This is a genomic window from Companilactobacillus mishanensis, assembly GCF_003946505.1.
Classification (GTDB): domain Bacteria; phylum Bacillota; class Bacilli; order Lactobacillales; family Lactobacillaceae; genus Companilactobacillus; species Companilactobacillus mishanensis.
The window spans coordinates 20,934-43,256 of record NZ_RHON01000010.1 but is presented as its reverse complement, the minus strand read 5'-3'; the positions used below and the strand labels follow the sequence as shown (position 1 = coordinate 43,256).

General features: G+C 37.3%; 22 protein-coding genes. 15 read left to right on the top strand and 7 right to left on the bottom strand.

What is annotated here, in order from left to right:
- Positions 1–247 precede the first annotated feature (247 nt).
- Positions 248–1,165 carry a TerB N-terminal domain-containing protein gene (locus EKM63_RS09960; protein ID WP_125706219.1) on the top strand — a complete coding sequence of 306 codons (918 nt, stop codon included), beginning with the start codon at positions 248–250 and terminating at the stop codon, positions 1,163–1,165.
- Here EKM63_RS09960 and EKM63_RS09955 read toward each other — a convergent pair.
- Entirely contained in the window at positions 1,114–2,703 is a 1,590-nt protein-coding gene (locus EKM63_RS09955; protein ID WP_125706217.1) for an Nramp family divalent metal transporter, read from the bottom strand. The genes EKM63_RS09960 and EKM63_RS09955 overlap by 52 nt on opposite strands.
- 291 nt (positions 2,704–2,994) lie before the next feature.
- On the opposite strand from EKM63_RS09955, the gene EKM63_RS09950 reads away from it, so the two are divergent.
- The gene (locus tag EKM63_RS09950; RefSeq protein ID WP_164504951.1) at positions 2,995–3,903 is read left to right on the top strand and encodes a helix-turn-helix transcriptional regulator; all 909 of its coding nucleotides are present in this window, start codon (positions 2,995–2,997) and stop codon (positions 3,901–3,903) included.
- A 64-nt stretch (positions 3,904–3,967) separates the two neighbouring features.
- On the opposite strand, the gene EKM63_RS09945 is transcribed toward EKM63_RS09950, so the two are convergent.
- On the bottom strand, positions 3,968–4,402 hold the full coding sequence (locus EKM63_RS09945) for a universal stress protein (protein ID WP_125706213.1): 435 nt from the start codon (positions 4,400–4,402) through the stop codon (positions 3,968–3,970).
- A gap of 29 nt (positions 4,403–4,431) precedes the next feature.
- Positions 4,432–5,994 carry an Nramp family divalent metal transporter gene (locus EKM63_RS09940; protein WP_125706211.1) on the bottom strand — a complete coding sequence of 521 codons (1,563 nt, stop codon included), beginning with the start codon at positions 5,992–5,994 and terminating at the stop codon, positions 4,432–4,434.
- A 211-nt stretch (positions 5,995–6,205) separates the two neighbouring features.
- Between EKM63_RS09940 and EKM63_RS09935 the strand changes: the two genes are divergently transcribed.
- The 4 genes from EKM63_RS09935 to EKM63_RS09920 all read left to right on the top strand — a co-directional run bounded on the left by EKM63_RS09935 (position 6,206) and on the right by EKM63_RS09920 (position 8,898).
- The gene (locus tag EKM63_RS09935; RefSeq protein ID WP_125706209.1) at positions 6,206–6,589 is read left to right on the top strand and encodes a hypothetical protein; all 384 of its coding nucleotides are present in this window, start codon (positions 6,206–6,208) and stop codon (positions 6,587–6,589) included.
- Positions 6,590–6,623: 34 nt separating this feature from the next.
- Positions 6,624–6,953 carry an AbrB/MazE/SpoVT family DNA-binding domain-containing protein gene (locus EKM63_RS09930; RefSeq protein WP_125706207.1) on the top strand — a complete coding sequence of 110 codons (330 nt, stop codon included), beginning with the start codon at positions 6,624–6,626 and terminating at the stop codon, positions 6,951–6,953.
- A 149-nt stretch (positions 6,954–7,102) separates the two neighbouring features.
- A complete protein-coding gene (locus tag EKM63_RS09925; RefSeq protein ID WP_125706205.1) occupies positions 7,103–8,359 on the top strand; it encodes an MFS transporter in 1,257 nt (418 codons plus the stop codon).
- The gene (locus EKM63_RS09920; RefSeq protein ID WP_125706203.1) at positions 8,356–8,898 is read left to right on the top strand and encodes a GNAT family N-acetyltransferase; all 543 of its coding nucleotides are present in this window, start codon (positions 8,356–8,358) and stop codon (positions 8,896–8,898) included. Before EKM63_RS09925 ends, EKM63_RS09920 begins: the two co-directional genes overlap by 4 nt.
- On the opposite strand, the gene EKM63_RS09915 is transcribed toward EKM63_RS09920, so the two are convergent.
- A complete protein-coding gene (locus tag EKM63_RS09915) occupies positions 8,853–9,761 on the bottom strand; it encodes a LysR family transcriptional regulator (RefSeq protein WP_125706201.1) in 909 nt (302 codons plus the stop codon). The genes EKM63_RS09920 and EKM63_RS09915 overlap by 46 nt on opposite strands.
- Positions 9,762–9,867: 106 nt before the next feature.
- Between EKM63_RS09915 and EKM63_RS09910 the strand changes: the two genes are divergently transcribed.
- The 3 genes from EKM63_RS09910 to EKM63_RS09900 all read left to right on the top strand — a co-directional run bounded on the left by EKM63_RS09910 (position 9,868) and on the right by EKM63_RS09900 (position 14,925).
- Positions 9,868–10,890, top strand: coding sequence for a YeiH family protein (locus tag EKM63_RS09910; RefSeq protein ID WP_125706199.1), 1,023 nt, complete (start codon positions 9,868–9,870; stop codon positions 10,888–10,890).
- A gap of 93 nt (positions 10,891–10,983) precedes the next feature.
- Complete coding sequence (locus EKM63_RS09905) at positions 10,984–11,442, top strand: hypothetical protein (RefSeq protein WP_125706197.1); 459 nt, start codon at positions 10,984–10,986, stop codon at positions 11,440–11,442.
- Between the two features lie 129 nt (positions 11,443–11,571).
- Positions 11,572–14,925, top strand: coding sequence for an AAA domain-containing protein (locus tag EKM63_RS09900; RefSeq protein ID WP_164504950.1), 3,354 nt, complete (start codon positions 11,572–11,574; stop codon positions 14,923–14,925).
- Positions 14,926–14,962: 37 nt separating this feature from the next.
- Here EKM63_RS09900 and EKM63_RS09895 read toward each other — a convergent pair whose 3' ends face one another.
- A complete protein-coding gene (locus tag EKM63_RS09895; RefSeq protein WP_125706193.1) occupies positions 14,963–15,784 on the bottom strand; it encodes a helix-turn-helix transcriptional regulator in 822 nt (273 codons plus the stop codon).
- A gap of 127 nt (positions 15,785–15,911) precedes the next feature.
- Here EKM63_RS09895 and EKM63_RS09890 point away from each other — a divergent pair, with 127 nt between their 5' ends.
- On the top strand, positions 15,912–16,493 hold the full coding sequence (locus EKM63_RS09890) for a peptidylprolyl isomerase (RefSeq protein ID WP_125706192.1): 582 nt from the start codon (positions 15,912–15,914) through the stop codon (positions 16,491–16,493).
- A gap of 491 nt (positions 16,494–16,984) precedes the next feature.
- Entirely contained in the window at positions 16,985–17,992 is a 1,008-nt protein-coding gene (locus EKM63_RS09885; protein WP_125706190.1) for an aldo/keto reductase, read from the top strand.
- Positions 17,993–18,024: 32 nt separating this feature from the next.
- Here the strand turns inward: EKM63_RS09885 and EKM63_RS09880 are convergent, their stop codons facing one another.
- The gene (locus EKM63_RS09880) at positions 18,025–18,381 is read right to left on the bottom strand and encodes a DUF2200 domain-containing protein (protein WP_125706188.1); all 357 of its coding nucleotides are present in this window, start codon (positions 18,379–18,381) and stop codon (positions 18,025–18,027) included.
- Positions 18,382–18,494: 113 nt separating this feature from the next.
- Here EKM63_RS09880 and EKM63_RS09875 point away from each other — a divergent pair, with 113 nt between their 5' ends.
- From EKM63_RS09875 to EKM63_RS09865, 3 genes are all read left to right on the top strand, one after another.
- Positions 18,495–19,139, top strand: a complete 645-nt coding sequence (locus EKM63_RS09875; RefSeq protein ID WP_125706186.1) for a Vat family streptogramin A O-acetyltransferase — start codon at positions 18,495–18,497, stop codon at positions 19,137–19,139.
- Positions 19,140–19,159: 20 nt separating this feature from the next.
- On the top strand, positions 19,160–19,876 hold the full coding sequence (locus EKM63_RS09870; protein ID WP_125706184.1) for an SDR family NAD(P)-dependent oxidoreductase: 717 nt from the start codon (positions 19,160–19,162) through the stop codon (positions 19,874–19,876).
- 738 nt (positions 19,877–20,614) lie between these two features.
- Positions 20,615–20,971 carry a DUF1516 family protein gene (locus EKM63_RS09865; protein ID WP_125706183.1) on the top strand — a complete coding sequence of 119 codons (357 nt, stop codon included), beginning with the start codon at positions 20,615–20,617 and terminating at the stop codon, positions 20,969–20,971.
- 2 nt (positions 20,972–20,973) lie between these two features.
- On the opposite strand, the gene EKM63_RS09860 is transcribed toward EKM63_RS09865, so the two are convergent.
- The gene (locus EKM63_RS09860) at positions 20,974–21,306 is read right to left on the bottom strand and encodes a winged helix-turn-helix transcriptional regulator (RefSeq protein ID WP_125706181.1); all 333 of its coding nucleotides are present in this window, start codon (positions 21,304–21,306) and stop codon (positions 20,974–20,976) included.
- Positions 21,307–21,424: 118 nt separating this feature from the next.
- On the opposite strand from EKM63_RS09860, the gene EKM63_RS09855 reads away from it, so the two are divergent.
- Complete coding sequence (locus tag EKM63_RS09855) at positions 21,425–22,150, top strand: SDR family oxidoreductase (protein WP_125706179.1); 726 nt, start codon at positions 21,425–21,427, stop codon at positions 22,148–22,150.
- Positions 22,151–22,323 lie beyond the last annotated feature (173 nt).

The following is a 22,323-nucleotide window of genomic DNA, read 5'->3' as shown; positions in this document are numbered from 1 at the left end:
GATATTAATATCTTAATTATAACGTTTTTTGATATTGGACTAAATGATTTCAAAAAAATAGGTGTCAATTTTATCTTTATCATCGATAGTTCAAATAAAATCAAATAATTATCTATAAATTTTGTATATAAAGTCTTAGAATTATCCTTTTTGGGAATTCTAGGGCTTTTTCTGTATAATAGTAATATCAAGAAACTGTAAATATATTTTAATATAATGATATTTATATTTACTCAAGGAGATATTAATGGGTTTTCTATCAACAATATTTGGAAAAGACATGGCATTACCGGCACCAAAGATTTCAAACGATCCACATGCAGCAAGAAAAGTAAGAATCGACGCACATCATTACATCATTCCAAAGGAAGTTTATGACTTACTGTGGTTCGGTGATGGTCGGCACAAAAACACCCAAGAATTTGTTAAAGAGGGCATGGTGGCTGAACCGTCAATTATATTTGGCAAGTCATCGGTAATACGAGAAGATCCAACAACGAAAGTAGAATTTTATCCATCTTATGACAGTCTGACACCAGAACAGAAGTATCATTACGTCAAATGGCTGGGGAAAATCGATAAGTCCGATGATGTAGGATACGCGTTTCTCTTCCTGTACGGGTTAGAAAGACATATCCACGCAGGAAGTATGGTCGAACAAGCAGTAAGCATGATCAGTAGAATGCATCAAAAGTTCGATAACGAGTCATTCAATTATTATTCATCAAATACATTAGTATGGGCAGCTCATAAGTATCGAAGAGTTGAATTTTTGAATGGATTAAAAATGGATACAATGCCACCAGGCACGCAAATATTCGTAAAACTATATACAAAAGGACACTTAACGCCAAATGACATCATGATTTTGTCAAAAGAATTAGGATTGGCAGACCAAGATTTCATAAAAGATGATCCAGAATTATTTGAAGCAAAATTACTAGAAAGATTAATAAAGAAATACGGAGAACCAAACTTCCCATTAAGTGAAGTACCAGGTTCATCCAGTGAGACAACCATTTCGGTGAGATTAGCCAACTTCTCATTACCAGAAGCAGAACGAACAGTAGAAATACCAGACATGCTAAATAACAAGTACGTCAGAGAACCACTTCAAGAATTACTAGAGAAAACAAATCGTTCAGGCAGACTAATAGTCATATAAAAAATTACAGTGTATACAAAAAGGTCAGACAGAAATTGTCTGGCCTTTTTGTACGCACTTGACCCAGTTTCGTATGCAAAGCATACGAGACAACAGGACACCTGCAAAGCAGAAGGATTTTCACTGAAGAAAGCTTCGATTTGTCCTGGTAAACCTTTTAAGTTCAAGTATGTTAAAGCAATTACTGAGAACCAGCCAAGGATTTGGATCCAAAGTTTATTCTTGAATCTTTGTCCCATTTCATTTGCGCTACCTGTCATGATCAACAATGGCAACATTGAGAATGGTAAAGCGAAGGCCAAGAATACTTGGGAATTATTCATTAAATCATTCAAGGCACGATGTTCTTCAACCATTGATTTTCCGCTGGTCATTAATACGCAGATAAGTACTGGAACGACGGCAATCAAACGTGTGATCAATCTACGTAACCAAATTGGCATGCGTAAGTTGATGAATCCTTCCATGATTACTTGTCCTGTCAATGTACCGGTAATAGTTGAGTTTTGTCCTGATGCCAACAAGGCTACAGCAAATAATGTTGAAAGAATTCCTGTTTTTGCAACGCTGATTAGAACGTCATTGTTTAAAGTTGATGTATCTGAAAGTGCGTTAAATAGTCCGAAGAATGATGGATCGCCAACTGCACCGTTTTTAAATACAGCCACACCCATGATCAATAGTAGGGCGTTAACGAAGAAAGCTAAAGTTAATTGGATATTTGAATCCCAAGCTGTAAATCGAACTGATTGTGCTACTTCTTCTTCATCGTTATGGTTCACTTTACGAGTTTGAGAAACAGCTGAGTGGAGGTACAAGTTATGAGGCATAACTGTTGCTCCGATGATTCCTAAGGCACCTGTAAGTGGTGAATGTCCACCAACTGGTGTATCTGAGAATGCTTGAGCTGAAGGAATTAATCCTTTCACAACGGCACCCCAGTTTGGATATGATAAAGCTACTTGGTAAGCAAAAACTGCAATGATAACCAAGATAAGACATACAACGATTGCTTCAATTTTTCTAAAACCAATTTTCGTTAATAACAATAGTAGTAATACGTCGAAGACTGTAATGAAAACTGCGACTACTAATGGAATATGGAACAGTAGGTATAACGCGATTGCCGCACCGATAACTTCGGCGATGTCGGTCGCCATGATTGCGAGCTCGGTCAATACCCATAAAACAATCCCCAAGGACTTGCTTGTTCTTGCTCGAATTGCCTGAGCCAAGTCAGTTTGTGTCACGATTCCTAGTTTAGCGGCCATGTATTGAAGTAACATCGCAACCAAACTCGAAAGTAGGATTATTGACATCAACATATATTGGAAGTTTTGACCTCCAGTAATAGATGTCGACCAGTTACCTGGATCCATATATCCAACGGCTACTAGAGCCCCTGGGCCTGAATAGGCAAATAATGTACGTAGAAAACCTTTTCCTTTTGGTACCTTAACGCTACCATTAATTTCATCTAGAGAGGGTCCGTTTGTGTATTGCATCATTTTGGAACCTCTAGGATTTTGATTAGACATAAGTTAAATCCCCTTTCCCTAACGACACACTATAAAGTATAAGTTTGCGTAAGGAAACAAGAAGTTTAGGCCGGGCTAAATTATTCGAAAGATTCGGGAATTGTAATGGTTGTTAGCTTCATACGTAGTATGGATTTGCCAAAGTAATTGTCCAAATATTATTTTTCTAAAATTAATCAATAAATCACGAATTATTTAGCATAGAATGTAACCACTAACACGGTATTGCTACATAGGTTGAAAGCAATATCAATGATATACTTTTGGTACTGTATTTCCAGGAGGAATAAAATGTTTGAACCCACTAAGCTCGAAAGAATGTTAACTATGGTCTTAATCCTTTTGTCAAAAAAAGAGGTCAGCTCAATGCATTTGATCAATTACGCTGACACCACAGATGATGAATTACGTGAAACTGTTGGATTTTTACGAAAAGCAGGTTTGCATATAGACAGACATCATAGTACTGAAATTTCCTATCGACTGGATACTCCTCTATACAATAATAGAAAGTTTCTGACACTTAACAATTTTCTCGCAATTAAACACTTGGCTGAAGGTAACAATGATACATTGAATGAAAATGAGTTAAGATCTTTTATTATTTCAATTCTGTATAATGATTTTTCAGCCAACACACAGAGATTAGAATCAGAAGAAAGCCATATTATGGCAGAACCAACCGATGCTAGATATTCTGCCAAAATCTATAATGCCATCGAGAAGAATGAATTGTTGGAGATTCAATATGAAGATGTGGAAGGTCAGCGAACTCGACGTCGTATTGAACCTATGGAAATCTATTTTCAGGGTGGCTGTTGGTACGTTTGGGCATACTGTTTGAAAAGAAAGGATCTTCGTAACTTTAGAGTTGACCGAATTGTTGGGCTGACTGAAACAGGCGAAATCTTTATTCGTCGGCCTTTTGAGATGGTCGAGAGTGAGAAAACTGCGTCATCCTATAAGGTCAGTTTGAAATTTGACCTTAGTATGAAACATATCGTGATGCAGGATTTTATTGACGATAATCCAACTGTGGTCAAGGATGGAGTACTTGTATTAGAAAAAGACTTCTATAATGAGGAGTTTGCGATGGCAAGCATTATTAAATATGGTAATAAAGTTCATATAGAAGCACCAAAACAATTGATTGCGGAATTACTTCAACGAATTACAGAAATTCAGAACTTGTACAAATAAAAAAGTACATCAACTAATGATGTACTCGAGTGACATTTATCTGCTGTGTTCCTATCAACACAGCTTATCTGAAAATCATTACGGAAATGTCCGCGTATTTTGCCATATAGGCAGCTTGGCTTCCAAAGTGTTTTGAAATCCCTTTGCGCGCCTCTGATCCAACTACTAACAGATCAGGGTGAACATTAGGGATTATTTTTTTGACGATGGTTTCTCCAGGTTCACCTTCATCAACTACGGCAAAAACTTTTTCAACTCCAGCTTTTTCAGCTAGATTTTTGAATTTAAGAATGTGTTCCTCTAATTGTTCTCTTTCTCCATGAATGTAGTCTTTATCTAAAACTTGAAAGACGTTCATATCATTACTTTCGAGAATTGAAACGATATATAATTCTGATTTATCTTCTTTGGCAGTGTGAATTGCATACTTCAGAGCTAATAAAGAATCTTCTGAATCGTCAACTCCCACTAATATCCTTTTAAAAATATTATCACTCATGATTTTTTCTCCTCATATCAGCTATTAGATTATTTTGATTGAATTTTTGAAATCTTCTGATTTCCATGATAAAGCTCGATGACTGTCCAAAGTAGTAATCCAACGACAGCTGCAATCAGAGCGTAGGAAATATAATCAGCGGTCATCAGTTGACTCTTGGTGGCGTTATTTCCGAAGAATGCTTCGATTTGTGCTGGCAGACCTTTCATATTCAAAACGGTCAAACTTATAACAGAGAACCATCCCAAGATTCTTAACCACAAGCGATTTCTAAATCTTTCTCCCATTTCCGCCTTACTGTCAGTCATAAGTAATAATGGCAACATTGAGAATGGTAGTGCGAATGCTAGAAATACCTGTGAATTATTCATCAAATCATTTAAAGCTCTATGTTCATCGATTGGGCTTTTACCACTGGTCAACATTACACAGATCAATACGGGAATAACTGAAATTAGTCTTGTGACCAATCTACGTAACCAGAGAGGCATACGTAAGTGAACGAATCCTTCCATAATGACTTGACCAGTCAATGTACCAGTAATGGTTGAGTTTTGGCCAGAAGCCAATAGGGCAACCGCGAATAATGTTGAAAGAATTCCTGATTTAGCGACTCCAATCAATAGGCCGTTGCTCAAAGTGGATGTATCAGACAATGCAGCAAATAATCCGAAGAATGAAGGATCTTTGACGGAGCCACTTTTGAAAACTGCAACTCCCATGATCAATAACAGGGCGTTTACGAAGAAAGCACCAGTTAATTGTATGTTCGAATCCCATCCTGAAAATCTAACTGATTGTGCAACTTGATCTTCATCGTTATGGTCAATATCTCTAGTTTGAGAAATGGCTGAATGAAGATATAGGTTGTGGGGCATAACAGTGGCTCCAATAATTCCTAACGCACCGGTCAATGGAGTTTGTCCTCCAACACTTGGTGAATCAGAAAATGTGGCAGCTGAAGGGATCAATCCTTTAACGATGCCACCCCAGTCAGGGTCTGATAGTGCAACTTGATACACGAAAACTAAAATAATAACTAAAATAAGACAGACAACAATGGATTCGATTTTTCGGAAGCCTATTTTTGTCAAAAGTAACAGTAACAAAACATCGAAAACTGTTATAAATACGGCTATTACTAGTGGAATATGAAACAGAAGATACAGAGCAATGGCGGCACCGATAACTTCGGCAATGTCAGTCGCCATGATTGCAAATTCTGTTAATATCCATAAGACAATCCCCAAGGACTTACTTGTTCTGGCTCTAATTGCTTGAGCTAGATCCATCTGAGTCACAATTCCTAGTTTGGCTGCCATATATTGCAATAGCATCGCAACCAAACTCGAAAGTAGGATTATCGACATTAGCATGTACTGAAAGTTTTGACCTCCAGTAATACTAGTTGACCAATTACCGGGATCCATGTATCCAACGGCAATCAAAGCTCCTGGTCCGGAATAAGCTAGTAACGTGGGCCAGAAGCCTTTCCCCTTTGGTACTTTGACAGTACTATTTATTTCTTCCAAAGATGGACCGTTGGCATATTGGATCAACTTAGTCCCCTTGGATTTTTCATTTGACGCCATAAATAAATCCCCTTTCACATAACCTCTATATTTTAGCTCTAATATTAGAATATGTGAACAATTAATTTAGATGAGCCTAACAAGTTTGTTATACATCATGAATAATATGAGTGCAGGGCAGATATGTGGAGCGGCTTTCCGCAAGATGATAAAATTAATTTATAAAGTAATATAAATTTACTTTAAATTATGCCAATTGGAGGTGATCAAATTGGGCAAAGCAGTAGTCGCCATGGATTTGTCTAGATTAATTTTTGTAGACAAAAATACGACCATTTATACAGTTTCAAGTATGGAATCAAAAAAATGGGCTGATGAACATCAAGGTACTAGTATTAGATTTATCAAAATTCCTTCGTACGTTAATATAGGCGATAAAGTCGTGAATGGTTTTGAGAAACATATCCTAAAAATTCACGACCAATCTGAGTATGTAAATATGCTCCACTTTGTCTATTTTGCTCACATGGCAGCATATTACATTGCTAATAAGGAATATACGCAAGTATTGTTTGAAAATGCCAATTTGCAGAGTAAGGTGTTAATGCAATTTGGCAATGGCATGAAATATTTGGATTGTGCCGATGTTATTTAGTACGGGAAACTAAATATTATTGGAGGGATGACTAATGTCAAACAATAAAAAGAACTCACAAAAATTTAACAAAAAAGATTCCACTGTAAATAGAGATTGCCAATCATTCGAGTCAAAAGTTACTCAAAAAAGTAAAATCAAGATACCTAAAGAGATTCGGAAGGCTTTAAATATAAAACCAGGTAACAGTGTCTGGTTTGAAATGGATAAACATAATGAAGTTAGAGTAAGGAAAGTTCCAACGGCTGAAGATTGGGCAGAATTGATTCGTGATTTTCCAACTGAAAATGTCAAATTTGACGAAAATGGTCACTATGATCCTAAGGCGAGTCCTAACTTTGATGAGTGGATGAAGAACGGCTGATTAAGTATAATTAATCAGCCGTTTTTGTTGTCTATTATGAATTATTTTACATTTAAACCGGTCATATATGACCATAAATAAATCTTGACCTCCCCCCCAGAACGTGAGAGAATACACTTCTGCTTAATTCATTAAAGGGAGGGATTTCAATGAAACAAGAAACAAGTTTATTACCAAATTGGCGTTCTAATATGTATTTGTTTTTATCAGGACAGTTCTTTTCTGGTGTTACTAGCATGGTCGTTCAATATGCGATTATATGGTATTTGACCAAGCAAACAGGGTCAGCAACTATATTGAGTTTTGCAACATTATTGGGGATGTTGCCGATGGTATTACTCAGTCCGCTGATTGGTCCATTTGTGGATCGTACTAATAAGAAAATATTACTTATTGTTCCAGATATTGTTGCCGCAGTCGTCGCAATAATTTTGGCAACCGTAGGAATAATCAGTAGTGATTTTCCTCTGTGGCTGATTTTTGTTTCATTGTTAGTCCGTTCCATCGCACAAACATTTCAGATGCCAACGATTCAGTCTATCGTTCCAACTATGGTACCGGAATCTGAAATCACCAAAATAAATGGTCAATTAGGAATGGTGCAATCTGCCAACATGATTATTGCGCCTGCTTTGGGTGCGCTACTATATTCAATTGTGCCGATAAGCTACTTGATTCTTCTTGATGTACTTGGTGCTATTGTTGGAGTGACAATTATTATCTTTGTAAAAATTCCCGAACATCTTATTTTTGATGAAAAAATCAGAATATTTGAGGATGTTAAATTTGGTTTAGACAAATTGAGATCGAATAAAGGTCTCTGGAGAATTACCATTATGGGTTCCGTTTTTACATTACTGTTCATGCCCGCTGGAAGCATGTATCCGTTGATGACTATTTCTTATTTCCATGGAACTGTCGCACAAGCTGGAATTATCGAAGTGGTGTTCTCAGTTGGGATGTTAGCGGGAGGAACGATTATTGGGCTATTTGGTAACTGGAAAGATAGGATGAAACCAATTCTGTGGTCAATTTTTGTCATGGCAGCTGCCTTTATCCCTAGTGGCTTTTTACCAGGTAATTTTAAAGGATTCATTTGGTTCGCTATACTAAATGCAATTGCTGGTATGTCAGTTCCGTTCTTCAATACTTTATTGATGGCAATGATTCAACAGAGTTATCCACCGGAAATATTAGGTCGAGTGTTAGGTATCTTGAATTCATTAATGAGTATTTCTGGACCAGTTGGACTTATTTTTGCTGGACCTCTGGCTGATAAAATTGGTGTCAATATGTTATTTGTTATTGCTGGTATTGGTGCTTTGCTGTGTGGTGCATACATCTTATTTACGCCATTGGCTCGCAATTTTGATCGCGACTTACAAAAGAAGTTGTCTGAAGAATGAGTTTAACGGTTAAGGCTATCAATTCAAAAGTTTCTCAATACAATGAAATAAAAAATCTGTTCAAAACTGCTTTTCCGCGTGAAGAACGAACTCCATGGTTATTTCTGAGATTTCGAGCTTTGAGCGATAATATTCAATTCCTAGCATTTTACGATAATACGCAATTTGTTGGGTTGAGTTATTTGATTACCTGGAAAGATATCACGTATGTGTTTTACTTAGCAGTTAATGCTAAAAGCCGTTCTCATGGGTATGGTGGGGAGATTTTGAAACATATAACTAATATGTATCCTAATAACCGCATTTTCCTGTGTGCAGAAAAACCTGATGATGCTGCATCCAAAGATGATCAGAAACATCGTAGAATCAAATTTTACAATCGAAATGGATTTGTTCAAAATGACTACACCTTGGTTGAGGGCAGAGTTAAATATGTAATGTTGACGCATGATTGTGTGATCACAAAAGATGAATATATTGGCTTGCTAAAATATTATGCTTTTCCATTTGGATTATTCTTGAATCCGAAGTTTGCCTGAGGAAAAATTGAACGTGCAATTTTTAAATAAGTATCAGAAAAATAGCTGTTTTTCATAAAGACTAGATTGATAGGATGAGTGATTTCGAATCCCTTGATAGCTAGTCTTTTTAGTTTGCCAGTTTTTATTTCGTCTCTGACTAACGATTCATATATAAAACTGATTCCAAAATTTTGTTCCAGTAGTTTAATGATGACATTTGGACTAGCAATTTCGACGATATGCTTAAAATCTTCTATCTGATAATTTTGAGTTCCCAACCAATTTTCAAAAATCTCTCGGCTACCTGAACCTCGTTCTCTGATTAAAATGCTTTGGTTGAAAATATTTTCAATTGTTGTTGGAGATTGCAAATTTACAGTTGGATTTGTCACACAGATGAATTGTTCTTTTCTCAAAAATATTGAGTCGAATTCATCTTTATTGAAATTACCTTCGATCAAACCGAAATCGACTTTTCCATCGCGAATGTTTTGAAGGATGTGATCTGTATTGTTTATCTCAGTGGTAATGACTTTTGTTGTTGAGGAGAGTTGGCTGATAAACTGTGGCAGTAAGGTAGAACTTAAAGAAAGTGTACAACCAAGTTTTAGACTTCTTTCTTTATTAGCGTTTTGAAGTTGTTCGATTACTTTAGAACTCTCCAAATCAATTTGTTTTACATAAGTAGCAAGTTTTTTACCAACATCAGTCAGCTTTATTTTGCGATTTGTTACATCAACTAATTTTAAATTCAGCTCATCTTCAAGTGATTTGATTTGTTGAGAAACTGCGGGTTGAGTTATGAATAGCTGGTTAGCAGCTTTAGTGTAGGATTTGGTCTCTGCCAAGGTGCTCAAGGTCATATATCGTTTATCGAGCATATTTTCTCCATTCATAAGTAATATTTATGTATATGTAATAATTACTAATTTTTACTTATGCTAACTGTATATTAAAATTCTAAATATGCAAAGGGGGACTTCACATATGTACGTTAAATTATTTGAACGAGGATTTTACTACGCGTTAGTAATGACATTAGTTTGCTCGATTCTTGGAACTGTTTTGGGTGGGCTTCCTTACCTGTCTATTATTGGGGCTCTGGTTATTTCTTTAGTTTTAGGGATGCTTTTTCAGCTATACCGGCCAGCTATCAAGGCAGCGGAAGTTGGAATTGGTTTTATCTCCAATAAATTTTTGCGATTAGGAATAATTCTGTTGGGATTCAAGTTGAACTTGATCGACTTGGCAAATGCTGGTGTGAAAACAATTTTGGTGGCTATGGTTGTTGTAACTGGGGTAATTTTCTTAACTTATAACATTGCTAGAAAATTCGGTGTCAGCAAACAATTAGCAATTTTGACAGCGAGTGGAACTGGAATCTGTGGTGCTGCTGCGGTCATGGGTATATCTCCACAAATCAAGGCTGAGAACGGCGACGAATCGGCTAAACGTAACGATGAAGTTTTGGCCGTGGCAATTGTAGCGATATTGGGAACTGTATTTACGTTGATCGAAATCACAATTAAACCATTATTAGGGATGTCGTCTACTCAATTTGGCGTAATGGCGGGCGGTTCACTTCATGAAATTGCTCACGCTATCGCAACTGGTGGCGCAGGTGGTGCTGTCAGCTTGGACGCAGCAATAATCACCAAACTTTCTCGTGTCTTGATGCTTGCTCCGGCAGCGTTGATTATTGGTATTTGGTATCAACATCAGAACAACAAGTCTTCATCGGCTGAAAAACAGAAATTACCTATCCCTTGGTTTATGGCGGGATTCTTGTTAGCAAGTATCATCGGTACATTTGTGCCAATGTCAGCCGCATTGTTAGGTGGCTTGGTAAAATTAGCTTATCTAGTACTTGGCATGGCTATGGCTGCCCTAGGAATGAGTGTTAACTTTAAAGCTTTTATCAGCAGTGGGAAAAATGCTGTTGCTGCAGCTTCATTAGCGTCGGTAGTATTGCTTGGATTTATGATTGTTGTTAGTAAAGTATTCTTTTAAAAATATTTCTTCATAAAAAAATCACTATGCAACTTGGTAATTTAGGACTAAAATTGAGTCTTAAATAGGAACCAAAAGTTGAGGTATTTGAAATTGAAAAGATTTTCGATACAACAGATTAAATATGGATGGGTTTTGCTGATTTCAGTTGTAATATTCTTTACCGCATATTTGTTGGATCTTTTGAGTTTGCGCGGATCTTCCGAAGGCCCATTCGTAATGGGATACGTGGTAGCAACTTTGGTTGCCGCAGTTTGGGCAATTCTTAATTATGTGGATCACTTAAAAGTTAATCCACTTTATCAAAAGGATGACGGTGGTCATTCTGAAGCACATGCGATTTTCCAATATATCCCACATCAATATCTTCTGTTTTGGGGTTCAATTTTAGTGTTAGTAGGGATGTTATTCTTTATTGTTCAGTACGCTGTCCCATCATTCAGGTCCCCATGGGGCATGGCAATCGGAGTTACGACTGCCTTTTATGGATTTGGATTCTATCTATCATTTTTCATGTACAATGTACTCAATAAACTTTTTTGTCGTAAATAATCGAGCTTGGTAAATCCAAGCTCTTTTTTATTGCCTTTTTTGTAAGTCTTATTAATTGAAGCTGTCTTTAAGGCGGTCCAGAATGTGGGCGAAACAGATAATATGTCTGGCTTCAAGGACGTAATTAATATGAAAAAATTGATAAATTATTATGATCAAAGCTTGCGACAGGCCGATTTGGAAAGTTATGTTCCAGATAAAAATGATTGTTTAAAGATATCTAATGAAGATTTCAAGAATGGAATTTTGCTTAATGAAGACTTGGATAAATTTTTAGGTGATAAAGAAGAAATTGAGATCACTATTTTTCCAATTCAATTGTTGACGGAAGGATACAGTAAGAAGCATCTATATCCGCTGATAATTCCAGCTCTACTGAGGAAAGATGGAACACTGAATTTTATTGAAAACAGTATTCCGTGGATACCACGTGATATGTTGGCGCCTTCCGAAAGCAGCTATTATGATGCGATCGGTGTAACTGATAAGTATTTCGAGTTTATTGATAAGCATTCATTTGAGGATTTAAAGTGGAGTGATTATCTCAAGCTGACTTCCAAATTATTCAAGTATGTGACTGGATTGGGGTTGTTTGATGACTATGATGATCTGCTGAACAAGACCAGTTCCGTCGCTGGAGTTCTGATTTCCAAAGGAGTTCCTGATGGTGGATTTGCGCGAAAGATCGTTCAACTCTATGAAAGTATTGAGCAGACGAAGACCAAGCTACCTTTGCTGGAAAATTTTCTCGGTCGGGATGAATCAGTTTCTACTAATTTATTAAACGAAGACGAACGGTTGCTGATGGAAGCTAAACATCTGGGCCAGATGAAGCCTTCATTTGGACTTTCTCCTAGCCAGCGTGAAGTTATTGAACATATGAATGCCTTAAAAGATGGAGAAATATTAGGCGTTACCGGTCCCCCAGGTACTGGTAAAACTACGTTGTTGCAGAGTGTCATTGGTTCTAATTGGATCCAAGCCGCATTGGATGAGGATGATGCACCTATTTGTGTGGTCTCGTCCACCAACAATCAGGCAGTTACTAATGTTATCGATAGTTTCAAAATTGACACCGATACCAAGTCAAAATTCGATATTGATCGATTACCAGAAACTGGATTCCTGCAATATTTAAAAGATAATATGTCCGACCTGGAACATCGCTGGATCCCTGAATTTGATAGTTATGGACTCTATATTGCCAGCAGTAGCAATAAGTCTGAGATGAAGATGAAATTAACTTCATTTCGTCCGGACCAAATTGAGCGGGCAGTAACTTCTGAGAAACTAGAAAGTATGAATGGCAGATTTCTAGCAGAATTTGAACGGACTTTTGATATCAATGTAAAGTCTGTAAAAATTGCGCACGAATTGTTACATAAATGGATTCATCAGCTATCTGAAGACTTGTCGGAATTAGTTTTGAAACGTAAGGTGTCGTTAACATACGAAGATGAAGTTCACAAAATTGAAGCTGAAATGGAACGTTATCATATCAAGATTTCTAAACTTAATGGTTCGATTGAATCACTTCAGGCTTTGAAAGCAGAGTGGGATGACTTTTATGCCAACTCAAAGAAACATTTCTATCTTTTGCCTAGTAGAAAAGCCAAGGATAAAGCAGACTTGCGAGAAAGTTTTTCTGAAATTAAAGGCATCGCTTCGATTCACGATGAGATTGCAACGTTGGGCGCCAAGAATGACGAAATTGAACAAGACAATATCGAATATGCTAAATTGAATGAACAAAAAATTCGTTTGGAAAGTGCGGACTTACAGTATCAACATTTATGTAAAACCTATAAGATCGACCGAAGTGCTGATATTGAATCTCAGCTAGATATGGGCATCCGTTACATTTTGTTCATCATAACCAGTCATTATTGGGAATCACGCTGGTTATTGGAAATGAATCGCCGGGATAAAGATGGCAAATTGGGAAAAGCTATTCATACTGAAGATGAATATATTCAACTTTGGCATCGGTATGCTATGTTGATGCCTTGTATCGTCGGGACTTTATATCAGTTACCACCATTTTTTACTTTTGAAAACAGACCATTGTTTAACCAAATTGATTTGTTGATCACTGATGAATCTGGTCAGGTAAGTCCGGAAATTGCGACCGCCAGTCTCTCATTAGCTAAGAAATATTTGGCAGTCGGTGACACTAAACAGATTGAGCCGATTTGGTCATTGTCAGAGGTAGTCGATAAAGCCAATATCAAGCGATTGGTTACCAGCAGCCCCGAGGATTTATCGAAATTTATCGACAAGGGTTTATCAGTTGCATCAGGAAATTTAATGGAAATTGCACAGAGAAGAAGTAGATTTCATAAGTTTGATTATATGGGTGGATTGTTCTTGAGTGAGCATCGTCGCTGTTTACCGGAAATAATCTCATACTGTAATGATTTAGCATACGATGGGAAACTTCAGGCGTGTCGAAGACCATCCAAGAAATACTATGAAGGCAAGTTGCCTCCAATGGGGTATGGTCATATTTCTGGAAAACTGATTCGCAGCCATGGAAGCTATGCCAATCCCATCGAAGCCAATGTTATTGCCAGTTGGATCAAGAGTGAAAAAGCTGCGTTACTTAAAATGTACGGTAAGGATAAAATTGGTGATGTGCTGGCTGTGATAACACCATTCAGGGCTCAAAAGCTTCAGATTTTGCATGCACTAAAACAGAATGATTTCGATAAAAATGACATCACAGTGGGAACGGTCCATGCTATGCAGGGTGCTGAACGTCCGGTAATTATATTCTCGACAGTTTATACGGCGCTAGATTCATTGACCAATGATCACTTCTTTTTCGATACGAATATCAATATGTTGAATGTCGCCGTTTCGCGTGCGAAAGATAGTTTTCTAGTCTTTGGTGACACAGGTATTTTCAAATTGGAAGGCGACTCACCGTCCGATAAGTTAGCTAGAATAATTTTCGCTAAAGAATCAAATGCTATTCGAGGTTTGGAAAAATTCGAAGTTACCGGGGATACTCGTGTCAAAACATTGACCGGAGCGGAGCAACATGATGATGAACTTATTGCGAATATTGAAAAAGCTAAGAATAATGTCTACATTGTTTCGCCGTTCGTCTCGGAGTATACGTTGATAAATTATTGCCAGGAGATTTTAACTGAGATTCGTCACAAAACTGAGCAAGGTATCAATGTGTATGTTTTCGTCAGTCCTGATTTAAATAAGAAGCGGGAGTCGAGTTTCAAAGCGGGTCTGAATATTTTGGAGGCATATGGCGCTCAAGTGTTCAAACTGAATCACGTTCACAGTAAGGTGGTCATGATCGATAAGAAAATAATCATTGAGGGTTCGTTCAACTGGTTTTCAGCTTATCGAGATGTTAAACATGATTTTTATAATCTTGATACTAGCATCGTTTATTCTGGGGATGCTGCCAAAAAGGAAATCGAATCACGTTACAAAGTTTTGAAGGCAAGATGGATAAAATAAAATAGCCGTACTCAATTGAGTGCGACTATTGTTGTATTTAGATGTCTTTAAAGACTTTTTCTCCGTATAATTCCGAAAAGATTTTCTCCCGTTTTCTTGCTTCAGCGGCCTTATCAGGTTGATTATAGGTATCGGCCAATTCTGCAGATAAAAAGTAACAATTTGCCAACATGTAATGAGAATTATTTTTAGCAATAAATTTGATACCTTGGTTCAAATAATCTGTTGATTTAGCCAAGTCATGTATTTTGAAATATATCAAAGAAGCAAGATAGAAGAGAATATTTTGATTTTCTTCATAAGGCTGATTGGACAGGCTTTCGAACGCTGCATTTAGGTTAGCTATGGCCGACTTATTCTGCAATTTTATCGCGTTCAAAAGACTCAGAGACATGTATCCCAATCTTGATAAAGTTGATAAACTCTGTCGATTTATATCAGCTAATGACAATTTCAGAGACTTTTCAGCTTCCGCAAAGTCGCCTGTTTGTAGCTGAGAAATACTTAAATAGTAATAATAGGCTTGAAGTTGTGTATCAGATTTAAGATTATCGATGACGCTATCCTGCAAAAGAAATTCGTGTAACTGCTTGTATTCATGAGCATTGCATAGTTTTTCAACAGTATCATTGAATTTATCGATAGAACTGATATCAAAATTTTGAGAAAGACTGATCTCTGTCAAACTAAGTGACAATCGATTGCACAATTCAATCAGCAGTTTGGCATTTGGAGTGTACTTGTCGTTTTCGATCGCCGATAACATTGATTGAGCACAGATACCATCAGCCAAGTTTTTTTGGGACATTTTTTTGTTGACGCGGACGTTCCTTATTGTAGTTCCAAGGCTGTTTTTCATAATGAGTTCCTCAACTGATAAGATTTTAATTGTTCATAAAATATTTTCTCGATTTAAAACAATATTCCAATAAAATTTTCGCAAATGAGATAGAATTATTGTAAATACATTTGAGGATGGAGAAATAATGGCATACCCACAATTAGATTTAGAAAATCAAACTGGTACTAAAGTAACTATGAAGACAAATCATGGAGATATCAAGATACAATTATTTGATGAGCAAGCTCCTAAGACTGTCAAAAACTTTGTTGAACTAGCAAAGAAAGATTATTATAACGGAATTATTTTTCATCGTGTAATTCCTGATTTCATGATTCAAGGTGGAGATCCAACTGGTACTGGTGCCGGTGGTGAAAGTATTTATGGAGAAACTTTTGAAGATGAGTTCTCTGATGAATTGTTTAATTTTAATGGAGCTTTATCGATGGCTAACGCTGGCCCTAATACTAATGGTAGCCAATTCTTTATTGTTTCTAATGAAAATGTTCCTAAGAGGATGATCAAGAGTATGGCCTCTGCTGGTTATCCTGAAGAGGTTATTGCTGCTTATAAGAAGGGTGGTACTCCTTGGTTGGATCACAAGCATTCGGTTTTTGGTCAGGTTATTGATGGGATGGATGTTGTTAAGGCTATTAGCAAGGTTAAACGCGATCCTGGTGATCGTCCTGTTGAGGATGTTGTTATTGAAGGTATTGTTGTAGGTTAGTTAATGAGTTGGTGGTGGTGGTTCACTGCCGCCCTCTGGTCGGGTTCGTGGTGGCCGGAACGCCATGAGTTGAATCTGATCCAAAGGGCGGTATCAGATTACAACTTTTGTCTAAGCTTGGCTTTTGCCAAGCTAAGTCAAACCCCACGGCTTGGCCACCACGAACCCTTCCGACGGGCTGATATTGGAGCATTTGCATACCCCTATTTTTTCGTGGGCACGCGACTAGTTTAGTTAAAACTTTTTATTCTTGTCCGCGTCTGTTGTTTCCACGTCTAAAAAAGTATACATAATATTGTCCTTCGACCTTTGATCATCCGTGATTTTTAGTTCAAAGTCAAAGTCACGTTCAAGTTTAAAATCAAGTTCAACTGAATAAATATTATTTTCCCTTTGGGTCTCTCTTTCGTCCAAAGGGATTTTTTTCTTACTTAACTTCTTTTGTTGTACTAAACTTTAATCGTGAATCTACTCTCGGGGGGTTATTATTTATGGAATATGCTAAATTGGGTAATACTGGATTGGATGTTTCTCGTATTTGTATGGGTACTATGGGTTTTGGGAAGCCTGGCAACTCGATGTTTCCTTGGGCTGTTGGTAAGGATCAATGTAAATCGGTTGTTGGTAAGGCTTTGGATTTGGGTATCAATTTCTTTGATACTGCCAATATTTATTCTCATGGTGACAGTGAAGAATATCTTGGTGCTGCTTTGAATTCTCAAGCTAACCGTGATGAAGTGGTTGTTGCTACTAAGGTTTTCTTCACTCCTGAAGACTCTCCTAATTCTTCTGGCTTGTCTCGTAAATCTATCATGTCTCAGATTGATAAGAGTTTGGGTCGTCTTAATATGGATTATGTTGATTTATACATTATTCATCGTTGGGACTACAACACTCCTATTGAGGAAACTATGGAAGCTCTTCATGATGTTGTTAAGTCTGGGAAAGCTCGTTACATTGGGGCTTCTGCTATGTACTCTTGGCAACTTGAGAAGGCTCAAGCTATTGCTGAAAAGCATAATTGGACTAAATTTGTTTCTATGCAAAATCATATGAATTTGCTTTATCGTGAAGAGGAGCGTGAAATGATGCCTTTGTGCGAGGATCAGAATATTGCTATGACTCCTTATAGTCCTTTGGCTTCTGGTCGTTTGGCTCGTGACTGGGGTGCTTCTACTAAGCGTTTTGAAACTGATAAAACTGCTCGTGCTAAATATGATTCTACTGAATCTCAAGACAAGGTTATTGTTGACCGTGTTGGTGAAGTTGCTAAAAAATATGGCGTTGAACGTGCTGATATTGCTTTAGCATGGCTGTTACAAAAACCTCAAGTCGTTGCGCCTATCGTTGGTGCTACTAAACCGTCTCATTTGGAAAGTGCTGTTCGTGCTTTGGATTTGAAATTGGATCCCAAAGACATTGAATACTTGGAAGAAGAGTATATGCCACACAAATTAGTTGGTGCTTTAACTGATAAGGATACTAACTTTACAAGATAAAAATAAGGAAGAGTCTACTTGGGCTCTTCCTTTTACTTTGGTTTACGAAGTATATTTTCCATCTTTTTACCTTTTGCCACTTCATCTACTAATTTGTCTAGGTAACGAATTTTTTGTGCTAGTGGATCTTCCATATCTTCTACTCTGATTCCGCAAATAACACCTGTGATTAAATTTGCGTTGTCGTTGATATGTGGTGCTTGATTGAAGAATTCTTCCATTGTTACATTATTGTCGATTTGCTTTTGTATCGCTGCATCATCATAACCGGTCAACCAACTTATTACTTGATTCAATTCGGCTATTGTATGATTTTTCTTCTCTACTTTTTGAATATACATTGGGTAAATGCTACTGAAGGTCATTTTAAAAATCCGGTCTGTTGCCATCTTGCTTTCCCTCCGATTCAATTTATTATAATGATTATATCAGGGATATATAACATTTACGATTCAATTGAGATATGATATTTGTAATATCTATTAAAGGGGTGGCTCTTCACATGAACATACCTAATCCAGATGAAATTTATCCAAATCCAGACTTGAAAGAAATAGTTTTTATTAAAAATGTAATCACTCGGCCTAATATTGTTGTCGGTGATTTCTCATATTACGATGACGTTGATCATCCGGAAAATTTCGAAAAGCATGTTACTCATCATTATGAATTTCTTGGCGATAAATTGATTATTGGGAAATTCTGTTCGATTGCTAGTGGTATTCAGTTTATTATGAATGGTGCTAATCATGTGATGGAGGGTGCTTCTACTTATCCTTTCAACATTCTTGGTGGTGACTGGGCAAATAATGTCCCACAAATGTCAGATTTACCGCTAAAGGGTGATACTGTGATTGGGAACGACGTTTGGATTGGTCAGAACGTGACTATTTTACCAGGTGTACATATCAATGATGGTGCAATTATCGGCGCAAACAGTACTGTGGCCAAGGATGTTGAGCCATATTCAATTGTTGGTGGAAATCCTGCTAAATTTATTAAATACAGATTTTCTGTCGAAGAGATTTTATTGTTAGAAAAGCTGGCTTGGTGGGATAAGGACATTGCTTGGATCACGAAGAATATTCCAAATCTGACTACTGAAAAAATTAACGTGGATAATCTTTATAAATTGATTGAATCTTAATTCAGGGAGGGTGAATTCGAATGACAAAAATTTTTATCACTGGCTCAACTGATGGGTTAGGTCTATTGGCTGCCAAAAAATTGATTGAGCAAGGTAATGAAGTCGTGCTCCATGCTAGGAATCAAAAGCGTGCTGATGACGTTCATCAAGAATTACCAGATCAAAAAGTTTTGATTGGTGATTTGGCGGTTCAATCGGAAGTTGAGAACTTAGCTAAGCAAGTAAATGATGAGGGCCCATTCGACACTATTATTAATAACGCTGGAGTTTATACTTCAGACACCAAAATGATTTTTCACGTAAACGTGTTGGCACCATATATTCTCACTTCACTTATCAAAAAGCCCAAGCGAGTTATTTATGTTTCGTCTGGGATGCATGAAGGCAGCAAACTGGATATGGATGATTTGGAAGCAGACACGAGCTATTCGTCTTCCAAATTACAAATTTTGATGTTAACCAAAGCAGTTGCCAGATTGTGGCCAGATGTTGCAGCAAATGCTGTCGATCCAGGCTGGGTACCAACTAAAATGGGTGGTAGTGAAGCTAACGACGACTTGAAGCAAGGCTATTCTTCACAAGTTTGGTTGGCTACGTTTGATGATCTTTCTGTTACTGGAAAATATTTCTATCATATGAGTCCTAATACTTATGATGAACGTGCTGATAATGTTGAACTGCAGGACGAGCTGTTGCAGCAATTGAAGCTGTTTTCCGGGATTGCTTTTCCGGTTTGATTCGTGCTTTCTTGCCACCTGCGGATGCCAGAGATTACGGCTGCTGTGGGACCGTCCTCAGCCAAAATGCAGTCTGAGGACTCGATTTTGAGTCTGACGTGGTTCTTGTCAGTCTTAAAACCGTCCTACGCTGTAAGCTGATTCTCAGCTAACAGCGTTGTCACAGCTGCCTCCATCTCTGGCTTCCTTCGGTTAAGTTAGTCTGATACTTTGAGTTGGATGTATATATTGTAGAATTTTATTATCAAATTACTTTTTTTTAAGCGACCAATTAAATCTTTTAGAGTTATATTCTGTGTAAAGTGAATGTTATAATACTATTAATTGCGGTGATGCTTTGCGGAGCACACTTGAAACGACTGATTACTTGTAATCGGTCGTTTTTTTGTATTTATATGGTTTACAATAGTTAGACATTACCCTGTTCAAAAGATTAACGTCAGATAGTTATTTTACTTTATTACAGTTTATGTACTTTAAAATTATAATGTAGTACCAATTCAGTACGGAGGAGGACAGGGATGTAACCAGCTGTGAAAATGTACTAAGTTGGCGGGAACGCCAGCCTAGTACATGGGTGTCTTTGAAGACACAAGAACCACGTGGCTTCAAAGCAAGACGGAAGCCCGAACTTTGGCTGGAGACGGCCCCACAGCAGGTGGAATCCCTGTCCTCCGGAGTTTCCCCCTTAAATATAATTAATGTTATGATAAAACAGTCAATTAGGAGGATGAATATATGATTTGGTTATGGACACATTTAATTACCTGGATCGTTATGGCAATTTTAGTATTATTGGTATTATTTACAGACTCAAACACAAAAGTTTACGAGATGATCACCCGAGTTCTTTATATTGTGGCAATCGTAAGTGGAATTTTTCTTTTCGGTCACGCTTGGGCAAAGGATCCAACTTTACTTATCGTTAAAATCGTAGTGGCAATTATCTTCATTGCTTTGATTGAAATTTCTTTTGCCAAGAAAGCAAAAGGGCAATTAAACAGAACTTTGATTATTTCTGTTATCGTATTTTGCTTGGTAGTCGGCATTCTTGGAATGGCTGTCGCAGGTGGATTACCTGGACTTAGATTCTAAAATTAATCACACAGAGTTTCTTTTAACTCTGATATATCAACATTGGCTAATCCCCAGTCACAGATAACATCAACGACTGGTATCAAGGATTGGCCTTTTTTTGTGAGATTATATTCCACGTGAAGAGGTTGTTCATGAAAGTCATGTCGTTCAACCAAGCCATCATCGATCAATTGGTTCATTTGTTCTGCCAAAATTTTGTGAGTAATAGGATTTAATTCATGCTGTAGTGTGTTAAATCTTGAATGAGAATTAGCATTCAATTTATATAAAAGTCTGATTTTCCATTTGCCACGAATCATCTGCATTGTGGCGTCGAATTCATTTGCGTACATATCGTGATTCCTTTCGTGATAGTTACCAAAAAGTGCGTACTTTTCAAATAATCATCTCAGTCTATAATAGGATTTCGGAGTCGTCAAACGGACGAAATAGATATTATAGGAGTTTATAATGAAAAAATTAATTGTAATCACAGGTGCCAGTTCAGGATTTGGTGCTGCAATGGCAAAAATATTCAATGCCAACGATTATCCACTATTATTATTAGGACGTCGTACTGAAAAAATTGAAGCTTTGAAATTATCAGGTGAGGTTATGATCAGACACACTGATGTTACTGATCAAGAAGAATTTTCCGCCGCAATTCATGAAGCTGAGAAAAAATATGGTCCAACTGACTTGTTGATAAACAACGCTGGACTTATGCTATTAGGAAATGTTTGGAAACAATCATCTAAAGAATGGCAAACTATGCTTGATACCAATGTAATGGGTGTTTTGAATGGAATGCAAATCGTGTTGCCAGAAATGAAAGAAAATCATCATGGTACTATCATAAATATTTCTTCAATTGCCGGATTTAAAGCTTTCCAAAACCATGCGGCTTATGTGGCAAGTAAGTATGGTGTGCACGGATTGAGTGAGACTGTTCGCCAAGAAGTTTCTGGTGATAATGTACGTGTTATGTTGGTTGCACCGGGTGCTGCTGAGACTGAATTGTTGACGCATGTTACTGATGACAGTGCTTTGAGCGAGTATGAAGCTTGGAAGCAGTCTATGGGTGGGATTACTTTGGATCCTGTTCATGTGGCTGAGACTGTTAGGTTTATGTATGAGATGCCGCAGGAGGTCAATATTCGTGAGGTTGACATCGCTGCTACATTACAAGATAACTAATATTTTTGTTGGTTGCTGTTCACTGCCGATTCCGAAAGCAAATTGATTCCCTGGCTGGAACGTGTTGGAGCAACTTTAAGCTAATTGCATGAACCGCAATCATCTTAAAGCTTGCTCTTTCACTAAGTGTGCTTTGCACACTAACTGAAATCTCAACACTGAGCCGGAATCAA

What these genes read in the sequence shown, in the direction of transcription:
- EKM63_RS09960 (WP_125706219.1), top strand. Translation starts at nt 248, where the DNA reads ATGGGTTTTCTATCAACAATATTTGGAAAAGACATGGCATTACCGGCA.
- EKM63_RS09955 (WP_125706217.1), bottom strand. Translation starts at nt 2,703, where the DNA reads ATGTCTAATCAAAATCCTAGAGGTTCCAAAATGATGCAATACACAAAC.
- EKM63_RS09950 (WP_164504951.1), top strand. Translation starts at nt 2,995, where the DNA reads ATGTTTGAACCCACTAAGCTCGAAAGAATGTTAACTATGGTCTTAATC.
- EKM63_RS09945 (WP_125706213.1), bottom strand. Translation starts at nt 4,402, where the DNA reads ATGAGTGATAATATTTTTAAAAGGATATTAGTGGGAGTTGACGATTCA.
- EKM63_RS09940 (WP_125706211.1), bottom strand. Translation starts at nt 5,994, where the DNA reads ATGGCGTCAAATGAAAAATCCAAGGGGACTAAGTTGATCCAATATGCC.
- EKM63_RS09930 (WP_125706207.1), top strand. Translation starts at nt 6,624, where the DNA reads ATGTCAAACAATAAAAAGAACTCACAAAAATTTAACAAAAAAGATTCC.
- EKM63_RS09925 (WP_125706205.1), top strand. Translation starts at nt 7,103, where the DNA reads ATGAAACAAGAAACAAGTTTATTACCAAATTGGCGTTCTAATATGTAT.
- EKM63_RS09920 (WP_125706203.1), top strand. Translation starts at nt 8,356, where the DNA reads ATGAGTTTAACGGTTAAGGCTATCAATTCAAAAGTTTCTCAATACAAT.
- EKM63_RS09915 (WP_125706201.1), bottom strand. Translation starts at nt 9,761, where the DNA reads ATGCTCGATAAACGATATATGACCTTGAGCACCTTGGCAGAGACCAAA.
- EKM63_RS09910 (WP_125706199.1), top strand. Translation starts at nt 9,868, where the DNA reads ATGTACGTTAAATTATTTGAACGAGGATTTTACTACGCGTTAGTAATG.
- EKM63_RS09900 (WP_164504950.1), top strand. Translation starts at nt 11,572, where the DNA reads ATGAAAAAATTGATAAATTATTATGATCAAAGCTTGCGACAGGCCGAT.
- EKM63_RS09895 (WP_125706193.1), bottom strand. Translation starts at nt 15,784, where the DNA reads ATGAAAAACAGCCTTGGAACTACAATAAGGAACGTCCGCGTCAACAAA.
- EKM63_RS09890 (WP_125706192.1), top strand. Translation starts at nt 15,912, where the DNA reads ATGGCATACCCACAATTAGATTTAGAAAATCAAACTGGTACTAAAGTA.
- EKM63_RS09885 (WP_125706190.1), top strand. Translation starts at nt 16,985, where the DNA reads ATGGAATATGCTAAATTGGGTAATACTGGATTGGATGTTTCTCGTATT.
- EKM63_RS09880 (WP_125706188.1), bottom strand. Translation starts at nt 18,381, where the DNA reads ATGGCAACAGACCGGATTTTTAAAATGACCTTCAGTAGCATTTACCCA.
- EKM63_RS09875 (WP_125706186.1), top strand. Translation starts at nt 18,495, where the DNA reads ATGAACATACCTAATCCAGATGAAATTTATCCAAATCCAGACTTGAAA.
- EKM63_RS09870 (WP_125706184.1), top strand. Translation starts at nt 19,160, where the DNA reads ATGACAAAAATTTTTATCACTGGCTCAACTGATGGGTTAGGTCTATTG.
- EKM63_RS09865 (WP_125706183.1), top strand. Translation starts at nt 20,615, where the DNA reads ATGATTTGGTTATGGACACATTTAATTACCTGGATCGTTATGGCAATT.
- EKM63_RS09860 (WP_125706181.1), bottom strand. Translation starts at nt 21,306, where the DNA reads ATGTACGCAAATGAATTCGACGCCACAATGCAGATGATTCGTGGCAAA.
- EKM63_RS09855 (WP_125706179.1), top strand. Translation starts at nt 21,425, where the DNA reads ATGAAAAAATTAATTGTAATCACAGGTGCCAGTTCAGGATTTGGTGCT.